The organism is Synechococcus sp. H70.1 (genome assembly GCF_047502705.1).
Taxonomy (GTDB): Bacteria; Cyanobacteriota; Cyanobacteriia; order Thermostichales; family Thermostichaceae; genus Thermostichus.
On record NZ_JANSIV010000088.1, the window covers coordinates 1 to 10,882 of the forward strand.

The following is a 10,882-nucleotide window of genomic DNA, read 5'->3' on the forward strand; positions in this document are numbered from 1 at the left end:
TTCAAAAGCAGCTCGGCAATTTGAATGGCGTTGAGGGCTGCTCCTTTGCGGATCTGATCCCCGCACAGCCACAGCTCTAGAGCTTTGGGCTCGGAGATATCCTGGCGGATGCGGCCCACGGCCACTTCGTCTTTGCCGGCTACATCAATGGGCATGGGGAAGCGGTTGCGTTCCCAATCTTCGATAAGCACCACCCCAGGAGCCTGGGCCAGAATTTGTCGGGCTTGTTCCACCGGGAAGGGCTGCTCGAACTCCAGGTTGAGGGCCTCGGCATGGGTGCGCAGCACCGGCACCCGCACGCAGGTAGCCGTCAGCCGTAGGTGGGGGGATCCCATAATCTTGCGGGACTCGTTGACCATCTTCATCTCTTCCTGGCAGTAGCCATTTTCTTGCAGGGGGCTGTTGTGGAGGAAGAGGTTGAAGGCAATGGGATAGGGGAACACCTGCGGCTGCAACGGCTGGCCTTGCAGGTAGGCGCGGGTTTGCTCCTCCAGCTCCACCATGGCGCGGGCCCCGGCCCCGCTGGCGGACTGGTAGGTGGCAGCCACCACACGGCGCAGCGGGATGTGGCGATGCAGTGGGTAGATGGCCACGCACATTAGGATGGTGGTGCAGTTGGGGTTGGCGAGGATCCCCTGGTGGCGAAAGGCTTCCTGGGGGTTGACCTCCGGCACCACCAGGGGGACATCGGGATCCAGGCGGAAGGCGCTGGAGTTGTCAATTAGCACTGCCCCTGCCTCGACGATGGTCTTGGCCCAAGTTTTGGAAACACTTGCCCCGGCAGAGGCCAACACCAGGTCCAGACCCCGAAAGGACGCTTCTGAAACCGGCTCCACCGGGATCCGTTCTCCCTTGAAGGTCAAGTAGGTGCCCGCCGAGCGGGGCGAGGCCAACAGCTTCAGCTCTGCCACCGGAAAGCGGCGCTCTTCCAGCAGCTTCAGCAGCTCCATTCCTACGGCCCCTGTGGCCCCCAAGATGGCTACCCGTTGTTGCCGTCCCATGCTTTCTTGTCCTCAGCTTTTCCTAATTCTAGGGCTCTCTAGGGCTCAAGAGGTTGCCGTCATCGCCGCCAGAGCGGCCTGCACATCCGCCAGCTCGACTTGATCGGTCAGCTCCGCTTGGCCAATCCGGCGGGGCAGAACGAAGCGGATCCGCCCTTGCTTGACTTTTTTGTCCGCCTGCAGCGCCTGCAGCACCGCCTCCCAAGGGATCCCGGCGGGCCAGTGGCTGGGCAGCCCTGCCCTTTCGATAAGGCGTCGCTGCCGCTCGGCCTCAGCCGCGCTCCACCACCCCAGGCGACGGGCGATCTCCCCCGCAGCCACCATGCCAATGGCAACCGCCTCCCCGTGCAGGTAGCGGCGGTAGCCGGTAACAGTTTCCAGGGCATGGCCGAGGGTGTGGCCATAGTTGAGGATGGCCCGCAGGCCCCCCTCTCGTTCGTCCTGCTGCACCACCCAGGCTTTGCACTCGGCACAGCGGCGCAGCAGATAGTGCAGATCTGCGGGAGCAAAGTCGGCATAGCGGCTCAGCCTGGGCCGGTCTTCCAAAAACTCAAACAGGTCGGCAGCCTGGATGACGCCGTACTTGATCACTTCGGCTAGGGCTGAAGTAAACTCCCGCCGGGGCAGGGTCTGCAACACCGTTGGATCAATCCACACCAGGCGCGGCTGGTAGAAGGCCCCAATTAGGTTTTTCCCCCCGGGATGGTTGACCCCGGTCTTGCCGCCAATGGCCGCATCCACCATGGCCAAAAGCGAGGTGGGCACCTGCACCCAAGGGATCCCGCGCAGCCAGGTGGCGGCAGCAAACCCCACCATATCCCCGATTACCCCGCCTCCTAGGGCCACGAGGGTGGAGGAGCGCTCCAGGCCAAAGCTCAAGGCAGCATCATAGATCTTGGCCACCGAGCGCAGGGTCTTGTAGCGCTCGCCGGCGGGCAACAGAAAAAGATGGGCGGCAAACCCGGCTTGTTGCAACCCTTGCATCAACTTTTCGGCAAAATGCTTGGCAATACCCGGATGGCTCACCACCAGCACCTTGCCGGCTAGCCCCAAAGCTCGCAGCTGGGATCCCAACTGCCTGAGGCTGTGGCCGCTAGGGCCTGCGGAGGACTGGATGAGAATGTCGTAGGAGCTGTGGGGAAGCTTGACAGGGATTAGACAGGGATCCATGGGCGCTGCTATTGGAAGATGGGATCCAGTGTGGCATGTTCCGCTGCTTCCCATTCTCCCCTCCCTAACTGGCTTGCTGGAGCTCACGGCCTGCTGGTGGGAGCCGGCCAGTTGGTTTTGCGGTGAGGTTCCTAGCTCTGGGCTGCCCCCGGCTGCTGGCTTGTAACGTTTTCTCCTGCCTGGCTCCAGGAGGAGTTCCCGGCAGGTTAGGGTGGGATCTGGCTTTAACTTGTAGTTGGGCCTCGAAGTCCTTATGATTGAGGTATAGACTCAAGAAGTTCAAAAAGCGCCTTTGCCCTTACCGCAGGGAGGAGTTTCATGGCTGGCAACACCGGAGAGCGACCTTTTGTTGACATTATTACCAGTGTCCGCTACTGGGTTATTCATGCCCTGACCATTCCCGCCTTGTTTTTGGCCGGCTGGCTTTTTGTTAGCACCGGCCTAGCCTATGATATTTTTGGCACGCCGCGCCCCAATGAGTATTTCACCGCAGAGCGTCAGGAGTTGCCAATTGTAAGCGACCGCTTCAACGCTCTCGAGCAGCTGGAGAGGCTAACGCGCTAGGGCAAGGCGAGGGTAGCAGCTTCGTAACTGTTGCAGTTTGTAATGTCCTAAGAGGCGAGGTCTGAGCGATGGCAACTAAACCAGCTACCAAATCTGATGAGCCTGTTTTTTATCCTGTTTTTACTGTCCGCTGGTTGGCAGTACACACGCTGGCGATCCCAACGGTCTTCTTTCTGGGAGCCATTGCTGCAATGCAGTTTATTCAACGGTGAAACCCTATGGCTGATCAACCTGAAAGGAACCCCAATACCCAGCCGGTAGAGCTAAACCGCACCTCCCTCTACCTGGGCTTGTTGTTGGTGTTTGTGCTTGGCCTGTTGTTTTCTAGCTACTTTATCAACTAAGGCTTAGGTTATCTCTGCTTCTGACAGTCAGTTGAAGAAAAGCGGTAGGGAGGTAGGCTTACCTTCATCCCTCCTTGGGGCTGTAGCTTTCCTTAAAGATCTACTTCTTGTGGAGGCCAGTTGCTATGACCAGTCAGGCAAGGATTCCCCTGTGGATAGTGGCTGTGGTTGTTGGTCTGGGTGTGATTACGGTGGTGGGGCTTTTCTTCTATGGCTCCTATGTGGGCCTTGGCTCGGGCTTCTAGTTCTACCCAACTCCCAGCGTAGTGGTGTCAGGTTTGCTAATGGGCCTAGCTGAAAACAGTTAGGCTTTTTTGTTTTCCGCCGGAACGGAGATCCCTGGGCGGTAGACTAGCTGGAGATCCCGCTTCTGTCGGGCTCTGGCGGGAAGAGGGGTTGAGGCTAATGGAAACGGTACCAATGTCCTGGAGGGTTGAGAGGGGCTATATCTCTGTTAAGCAAGCATGAACTTTTTTAACGATCCGGATGGCGGCTGCTGAGAGGGGAACTGAGGCCCCGTAGAATGAATCCCAAAATTCCAGGCAGGACCTTCGGACATGGATTACATTCGCACCTTCAACGACGATCCCTGCGAGGGCCACCTTTCGACGCCGATTAGCGACTCTCCTGTTACACGTCTGTTCCTCAACAATCTTCCCATCAACCGTCCTGGGCTGTCGCCGCTGTTGCGGGGGCTGGAGATTGGGCTGGCGCATGGCTATTTCCTAGTGGGACCGGAAATCGTGGTGGGCCCGCTGCGGGACTATCCTGAGGCAGCTAATTTGGGTGGTCTGGTCACGGCGATGGCCCTGGTGCTGCTGGGAACCGCCTGCATGTCCGCCTATGGCAGCGTTACCTTCGGAAACAAGCCGGAAACGCCGGGAGCCAATCCTCTATCTACAGCCCGTGGATGGGGGGATCTGACGGCAGGATTTTTCTTGGGAGGTATGGGCGGTGTGTTTGCTGCCTACTTCCTGTTGGAGAACTTTGCCGGGATCGACGCCATCTTTCGAGGGTTGGTGAATTAGTTGTCAAGCTTGTCAAGGCACTGGAGAGGAGCAAAACTATGACCGGTTCTTACGCTGCTGCTTATCTTCCTTGGATTTTCGTCCCCATTGTCGGTTGGCTGCTGCCGGCAGTGGCCATGGCCGTGCTCTTTTTGTACATTGAGCGCGACTAACTTGTTCTAGTCTCAATGGGTCTTAGAAGAGGGATCCCTGGGGAAGGGATCCCTTGCTTTTTGGGGAGACCTTTATCCCCGCTGCCGTCTTCCCAAAAGCTAGGGCAGTACCCGGCAAAGGTTGAGTCTTCTTGTCTTTGGGAAGGGGAAACTTCCAAAGCGTCTTAGCTCCCCTACCACCGTCCTTGATGCTGCCTATGCAATCTAAAAGCAGAAGCTCAAAAAGTTCCGCGAAGACATTGACTACGTCAAAGGAGCAACTGGCCTAGCCATTGCTTATAGATGGTCTTGACACTCCTCCGACTAAAGTCGGCTCTCCCAGGGGGATCCGCCCTCACCCCCAGCCCCTCTCCCTCTGGGAGAGGGGAGCGGGAGAAAGGGCTCCGCATCCCTACCACAGGCAACTGTGCCAGCCAGGCATATTGCTGCTTCAAGAGATCATGCGCTCGAGAGCAAGTTGCAAATCTTGAGTTAGCTCGGCTACTGCCTGTCTGGCTTCCTGGCGGCCTTGGCGGTACTGGCGTTCCCATCGCTGGCTCACCCAGATGGGATCCCCCACCGTAACCTGAACTTCTCGCCAACCCAGGCGAGGCCGGGCCGGGTAGGGATCGCCGCGCAGGCGGGCCAAGACATCAAACAGGATCAGGGCACTTTCTGCCAGCCGCTCAAAAGAAGGCTTACTCAGCAAGTACTCTTCCTGCACGGCCACGCAGCTTTCCACCAGGCGCATGTGCTGTAGGTAGAGGGTGGCCTGCTGGGCTTTCCAGTCGAGCAACCCCCGCTGCAGCGGAGCCAGGGATCCAGGATGCCGCAATTCTTCTCGGTAGATCTGGGTCCAGGCGGCTTCTTCGATGCGGCGGCAGCGGCTGTTCCAATCCCCTTGGGGAGATAGGCCAAAGTAGGTCTCGGCCGTCTGCAGCGCCGTGTGGAGCAGCCGCTCCAGGCGGGCGTTGAAAGGCTCCCCAGAGGGAAGAGGGGGAAGGCCGTAAAACGTTTCCATCTGGGCCAGCAGGTGGTGGGCCAGGCCACAAATCCGCTGAGCCCAGTGGCGGTTTGCGGAAGGCTTGGGAGCCGCCGGCGGCGTCAGGCCACTGAGGCGCTCGAGGTGGCTTAGCAGGCGCTCCAGCTTTTTCCAAGAAGGCTTCAGGTAGCGGTATTGGATCCCGATGGGCACCACAACCACCTTCTCCGAACGACCGGCTTTGGCCAGGTCTTCGGCACACCAAAAGGCCAGCTGCGCTGTTCCCGGCTCCAGAGGATTGACCCGCTCGCTGTGGCCGTTGGTGGCCCCTTCCGGCGCGATCCCAAAAGGAAACTGGCCCTCCAGCAGTAGGCGCCGCGCCGCCGCCAGCGCCAGCCGATCCACCCGCCGTCCCCGGTGCACAGGGATCCCGCCCAGGCGAGACAGAAGCCACCCTAGCCACTCGCCTCCCCAAAGAGGCATGCCCCGGTCGTAGAGAAAATGGGCGTGAATGGGTTTGCGGAGGGGGATCCCTTGGCGACGGGCAGCCTGGGGCACCAGGCGAGAGAGCACGTAGAGGCCCACCAGGGGGTCATCCACCTCCACATGGCGGAAAGCGAGGATCAGCCGGATCTGGCCCGCCTGAAACTGGTGGTAGAGCTGCGCCAGGGTCTCCACGCCCCTAGCCTCGATTTTGGCAATGCCGGAAGGAAGCCAGGGCCGCACCCTCAGCCGCAACAGCAGCGGCAGGATCCCGTGGACAAGCCGTAGCACCCAGGGGCTGTAGGCCGGCGGGATAAAGTCCAGGGGGGGACGGGCAAAAGAGGGGGGTGGTGGTGGAAACAAGGCTTTTTCTCAAATACTGAATTGCTCAAGCTAGGCCCAACAAATCTCCATCCAACCGATCGGGTTATAGTCTTTTCAAACAAACATAGGACACTTTGCCGCCAAGCCAAGCGCCCAGCCCCTCTCCCTCAGGCAGAGGGGAGGAGGGTCAGCTGTTTGGGTTTTGGTGCGATAAGAGGCTAAGTGCCTTTCTTTAACTCAGGGTGGCTACGGGCTGGGCCTCTACCAAAAGCTGCTGGGTTTGCAAGTCGAAGATAGTGGCCAGCAGCCGCCGCGAGGCATCGACGGCAAATTCCACCTTGAGGCGATCTTCTCCTGCGCGGCCTGGGGGCTGCAGGCGGGCCAGGCAAGCCGGCTCGGCGCCGGGGGCCAGGGATCGAAAATCGGTTTGTCGAGTGAGTTGGCGGCTGCTCATGCGCCCCAGCTCGTCGTAAACCACCTCGGCTTGGGCCACCTGAGCCACTTCTCCCACATCGAGGCGAATTTCGGTTTGCCCATCGTTGGCCACCTGCAAGATCAAGGGCTCGGAGCGTCGGCAGGGGTAGGGGCTGCCCCGCTCAAACAGAGGGTAGTAGATATAGCTTTTTTGCAAGGGATCCCAGAGGCGGATGGCGTAGCTGTGGTGCAGGCGATCCTCCAGCTTAACTTGGCGGCCCACCTGCAGGGCGCCCAGGGCCACGGCGTCGAAGGGGCGTTCGCAGCGGACTTTCTTTTTGCCAAAGTAGGAGCGGAGCAGCTCTTGGACTGCCGGCAGTTGGGAGCTGCCTCCCACCAGGAGCACCTGCTCAATTTGGCCTTTGCCCACTCCCCTGGCCTGGGCAGTGAGGAGCACCTCGTCTAGGCACTGGCGGATCTGATCCAAGAGCTGGTGGGTTTCTAAAATCTCCTCCAGCACCTGCCGATCCAACTGCAGCTCATAGGCGGTTAGGGCTTCGTCGTCAAACCAACTGCCCACCGCCTTGGGCTGGGTAGAAAGGGTAATCTTGAGCTGTTCTGCCTGCTCCAAAAGGGTAATCCAGCTCAGGGCTCCCATCTGCTGCCGGCTCAGCCCCAGTTGCCCCAGCAGGTATTCGGCAATCCAGATGTCGATATCCACCCCACCCACGTAGGCGTCGGCCTTGGCAATCACCTCCGCCTTGAGGACGGGGTTGCCCGGCTGAGGGGGAAGGGTGCGCACCAGGCTGAGATCCAAGGTGCCGCCGCCGAAATCCACCACCAGCACAAGGGATCCCGGCTGGTCAACCGCATAGCCCAGGGCAGCAGCCGTGGCCTCGTCCACAATCTGAATGGGATCCCCGGCCACCCTCCGCAGCCAGTTTAAGTAGCGCTCAAAAGAGCCGACGGGAGCTGTAAACACCACCTGTTGCGGCTGCGGGTATTCTTGCTGGATGGCTTCCATCACTGCCTGCAAAAAAGCCTGGGCTACCCTCTCGGCATCGTAGCGCTCTCCATCGAGAACTCGCGGCGGGGGGACAAACTCCGCCACCAGATCCCGCTTGAAGCCCTGAAACAAGCGCTGCGGATCCACTGCTCCCCACCGCCCGGCGCGCACGGTTTCCCCCACCAAGAGCTGGCCTTTTCCCTTGACGTAGACCAGGCTGGGAATGGCCGCGTAACCGGGGCGGGAGAGGCCGGGAAGGCTGAGCAGGCGGGGCGCTTCTTGTCCAGGATCCCAAACCGCCACAACCGTATTGCTAGTGCCAAAATCAATAGCCAGCGTCGCTTTGGGGACGGGTGCCATCAGCTCAATCCTCCGGGCAGGGAGCGACTAACTTTGGCCGGGCAAAGAATGCGTTCGCCGCAGCGGTAGCCAACAAAGCGGATATAGACAGGATCCCCAGGCCGAATGTCCGGCTGATCCGGCTGGTGCAGTTGCGGGTCGAAGGGGACAGATTCAAGAGGGCTGCCGATGGCTTCATACCCCCACTGCTGCAGCAGGGCATCCAGCGACCGGAACAGAGCCGTCATGTTTTGGGCCGGCCAATCCGGCTTGCGCCGGGCAATCTCGCGGACGGTGGGGTAGCTGGTCAGCAGCGGCTGCAGCAGGAAGAAGATTGCCTCTGCATTGTCAGAGCCCCTTCCGCCGCCAAGCAGGGATCCCACGTCCCACTGGAGAGCGGCAGCCAACTTCTGCAGTTGCTCCAGGCGCAGGGATCCCCACCGCCCTTGGCGCACCTGCTCGAGGGCGCGGCGGCTGAGCCCTGCCCGGGCTTGCAAGGCCCGCCATGAGGAAAGGCCAACGGCTTGCATCCGTTCCCGCAGCCAACTGTCCAGCGGTCTCTCGGCCATTGGGTTTTGTCAGGGATCCCTACGATCATGCCCCAACTGGGGCCTGGGTCAGGGAGCCACCGGGCTATGGCTTCCCCATCCCGGTCGTAGCGCTCGCGCCGGCTGGCCAGATAGACCAATTCAAAGCCGGCCTCTAGAGAGGGGCGGACGAGCTTAAAATCCGCAAGCTGCCTAGCTCGTAGCCGGAGACCCCAAAAAATCCTGACTGGCAACTTGAGAGGTAACCCGGCGTCGGCTTTCTCGGCTGCGCTGCAACTCCTCTTGCAGGGCGCTGGCGGGTGTTGCTTGAAAAACCCACCCCAAACCCGCAGCTCGGCCCCCTCTTCGCCGACAAAGACCTGGCCGTCGCTGCTATCGGATTCCCCTTGGGGGACAAAGTCAGCCGGATAGTCGAGGCGATAAGAGCGGGTGAGGCTAGAGGCGGGGTCCCTTTTCCCACCAGGAGACTGGCAAGCAGCGGTTTTCAGAACTGGGGCCATTCTAGGCTCCTTTGTCCTAACCTGCTCCCTCACCCCCGACTCGGAGAGTAAGGAAGGGTTTCCAGCTTGTTAATCTGCCGGTCGCTATCGAGGTTTTGCCCGGAGCGCAGCAGTTCAATTTTTTCTCTAGCTCGCTGGATGGCGGCGCAGTTGTCCACTGCTTCCAGGGGGAGAAACAAACAACACGCCGTTCGCGTCAGCGGGACGGATGCACCCCTCCAAAAAGACCTTCAGCGCTTTCCATCACCGTGCAAAAGCTAGCAATAACGACAAAGAGACTGCCACTCCTTTGAGAAAGGGTATAGTGCGGCGCAACTCCTCGTCTATGCGCTTTTGCTCTTCTTGCTGGAGCAACTCTTGCAGATGCTTGTCCATACAAAATCGGACGGCCTCATCTACTCAAAGCCGGTTTTGGCGGGATCCCACCTTCTAGGGCAGCAAATAGTCGCCTTCCTGCGTTTCCGACTTTTGTAGAATAGGGAAGCCTGTCTCCTATTGCCGGCTGCCCAGCCCGCAGCAACGGATTTGCCATGACCTCAACTCCTCTTGCTGCTGCCCACGCTGTTGCTTGGGATCCCCTTGACCCCCAGGTGCGCCCGGATCCCCAGGGCCGGTTTGGGCCGTTTGGGGGCCGCTTTGTGCCGGAAACCCTGATGAGCGCCCTGACGGAGCTGGAGGAAGCCTTTGAGCGGCACTGGCAGGATCCCGAGTTTCGCGCCGAGTTTCACAGCTTGTTGCGGGATTTTGTCGGTCGGCCCAGCCCGCTTTACTTTGCCCAGCGGCTTACCGAACACTACGGTGGCCCCCAGATCTACCTCAAACGGGAAGACCTCAACCACACCGGCGCCCACAAGATCAACAACGCCCTCGGCCAAGTGCTGCTGGCGGTGCGCATGGGCAAGCGGCGGATCATCGCCGAGACCGGCGCCGGCCAACATGGGGTGGCCACGGCAACGGTGTGCGCCCGCTTCGGCCTGGAATGCGTCATCTACATGGGGGCGCTGGACATGGAGCGGCAGGCCCCCAACGTGCAGCGGATGCGCCTGTTGGGCGCTGAGGTGCGCGGGGTGGAAGCCGGCACGGCCACCCTCAAAGATGCCCTCTCCGAGGCCATCCGCGACTGGGTAACCCATGTGGAGACCACCCACTACGTCATTGGCACGGTGGCCGGGCCCCACCCCTACCCGAAGCTGGTGCGGGCCTTTCACGATGTCATTGGCCAGGAGACGCGGCAGCAGTGTCAGGAGAAATGGGGAGGGTTGCCGGACGTGCTGCTGGCCTGTGTGGGCGGCGGCTCCAATGCCCTGGGCCTGTTCAACGAGTTTATCCGCGATCCTCAGGTGCGGCTCATCGGTATTGAGGCTGCCGGGGAGGGTTTGCACACATCCCGCCACGCCGCCACCCTCAGCCGCGGTCGCATTGGGGTCTTGCACGGGGCCATGAGCTACCTGCTGCAGGACGAGGAAGGCCAGGTGCAGGAGGCCCATTCCATCAGCGCCGGTCTGGACTACCCTGGCGTAGGGCCGGAGCACAGCTACCTAAAAGAGATCGGGCGGGCCGAGTACTACGCGGTTACCGACGACGAGGCGGTGGAAGCGCTGCTGCTGCTGTCGCGCCTGGAGGGGATCATCCCCGCCCTGGAGACGGCCCATGCCCTGGCCTACCTGAAGACTTTGGCGCCGCAGCTTGGCCCCCAGCAGCGGGTGGTGGTCAATTGCTCCGGGCGGGGCGACAAGGACTTGAACACCGTTTTCCAGTACCTGCAGCAGCGGGGGCGTAGCCTAGCCTAGAGTTGGGTTGGCAAGGGGATCCCTGCCCATGTCCACTGTTGTCATTCGATTGCTCGGCCTGCTGGCCTTGTTTCTGGGGGCGGGGCTAGTGCCGCTGGTTGGATCCCGGTCAGAGGTTTCCGGGCGCGTTGGCGGGATCCCGTCCCCGGCCACGACTTCCTGGGCAGGCGCCTTGGTCGGCCCCAGGGAGGAAGAAGGGATCCCTGCTCCCGTCCAGCCGCCACCCCTTCCTGTTTGCGCAAGCGGGACGGAGTCCCT

General features: G+C 60.8%; 12 protein-coding genes and 1 pseudogene. 8 read left to right on the forward strand and 5 right to left on the reverse strand.

The window, feature by feature from the left end; all coding sequences use genetic code 11:
• The coding region (locus NW827_RS06465; protein ID WP_414503466.1) for an aspartate-semialdehyde dehydrogenase at nucleotides 1-1,001 on the reverse strand (1,001 nt) is incomplete at its 3' end.
• Between the two features lie 45 nt (nucleotides 1,002-1,046).
• Entirely contained in the window at nucleotides 1,047-2,171 is a 1,125-nt protein-coding gene (gene aroB / locus NW827_RS06470; protein ID WP_414360522.1) for a 3-dehydroquinate synthase, read from the reverse strand.
• A 318-nt stretch (nucleotides 2,172-2,489) separates the two neighbouring features.
• On the opposite strand from aroB, the gene psbE reads away from it, so the two are divergent.
• The 6 genes from psbE to NW827_RS06500 all read left to right on the forward strand — a co-directional run bounded on the left by psbE (nucleotide 2,490) and on the right by NW827_RS06500 (nucleotide 4,259).
• The gene (gene psbE, locus NW827_RS06475) at nucleotides 2,490-2,735 is read left to right on the forward strand and encodes a cytochrome b559 subunit alpha (RefSeq protein ID WP_414360519.1); all 246 of its coding nucleotides are present in this window, start codon (nucleotides 2,490-2,492) and stop codon (nucleotides 2,733-2,735) included.
• A gap of 68 nt (nucleotides 2,736-2,803) precedes the next feature.
• On the forward strand, nucleotides 2,804-2,947 hold the full coding sequence (gene psbF / locus NW827_RS06480) for a cytochrome b559 subunit beta (protein ID WP_414360516.1): 144 nt from the start codon (nucleotides 2,804-2,806) through the stop codon (nucleotides 2,945-2,947).
• Nucleotides 2,948-2,953: 6 nt separating this feature from the next.
• A complete protein-coding gene (locus NW827_RS06485) occupies nucleotides 2,954-3,079 on the forward strand; it encodes a photosystem II reaction center protein L (protein ID WP_414360515.1) in 126 nt (41 codons plus the stop codon).
• A gap of 125 nt (nucleotides 3,080-3,204) precedes the next feature.
• Nucleotides 3,205-3,324 (forward strand): photosystem II reaction center protein J, encoded by a 120-nt coding sequence (locus NW827_RS06490; protein WP_414360513.1) that lies wholly within the window; start codon nucleotides 3,205-3,207, stop codon nucleotides 3,322-3,324.
• Between the two features lie 312 nt (nucleotides 3,325-3,636).
• The gene (locus NW827_RS06495) at nucleotides 3,637-4,107 is read left to right on the forward strand and encodes a photosystem I reaction center protein subunit XI (protein ID WP_414360511.1); all 471 of its coding nucleotides are present in this window, start codon (nucleotides 3,637-3,639) and stop codon (nucleotides 4,105-4,107) included.
• A 38-nt stretch (nucleotides 4,108-4,145) separates the two neighbouring features.
• On the forward strand, nucleotides 4,146-4,259 hold the full coding sequence (locus tag NW827_RS06500) for a photosystem I reaction center subunit VIII (protein WP_414360509.1): 114 nt from the start codon (nucleotides 4,146-4,148) through the stop codon (nucleotides 4,257-4,259).
• Between the two features lie 430 nt (nucleotides 4,260-4,689).
• On the opposite strand, the gene NW827_RS06505 is transcribed toward NW827_RS06500, so the two are convergent.
• The 3 genes from NW827_RS06505 to NW827_RS06515 form a co-directional block, all read right to left on the reverse strand.
• Complete coding sequence (locus NW827_RS06505; protein ID WP_414360507.1) at nucleotides 4,690-6,066, reverse strand: 1-acyl-sn-glycerol-3-phosphate acyltransferase; 1,377 nt, start codon at nucleotides 6,064-6,066, stop codon at nucleotides 4,690-4,692.
• 193 nt (nucleotides 6,067-6,259) lie between these two features.
• Nucleotides 6,260-7,807: an Hsp70 family protein gene (locus tag NW827_RS06510; protein WP_414503467.1), complete on the reverse strand. Its 1,548-nt coding sequence runs from the start codon at nucleotides 7,805-7,807 to the stop codon at nucleotides 6,260-6,262.
• Nucleotides 7,807-8,355, reverse strand: a complete 549-nt coding sequence (locus NW827_RS06515) for a hypothetical protein (RefSeq protein ID WP_414403975.1) — start codon at nucleotides 8,353-8,355, stop codon at nucleotides 7,807-7,809. Before NW827_RS06515 ends, NW827_RS06510 begins: the two co-directional genes overlap by 1 nt.
• A gap of 1,009 nt (nucleotides 8,356-9,364) precedes the next feature.
• On the opposite strand from NW827_RS06515, the gene trpB reads away from it, so the two are divergent.
• The gene (gene trpB, locus NW827_RS06520; protein ID WP_414360502.1) at nucleotides 9,365-10,624 is read left to right on the forward strand and encodes a tryptophan synthase subunit beta; all 1,260 of its coding nucleotides are present in this window, start codon (nucleotides 9,365-9,367) and stop codon (nucleotides 10,622-10,624) included.
• A gap of 28 nt (nucleotides 10,625-10,652) precedes the next feature.
• Nucleotides 10,653-10,882 (forward strand): annotated as a pseudogene (locus tag NW827_RS06525) (hypothetical protein); the annotation flags it as partial.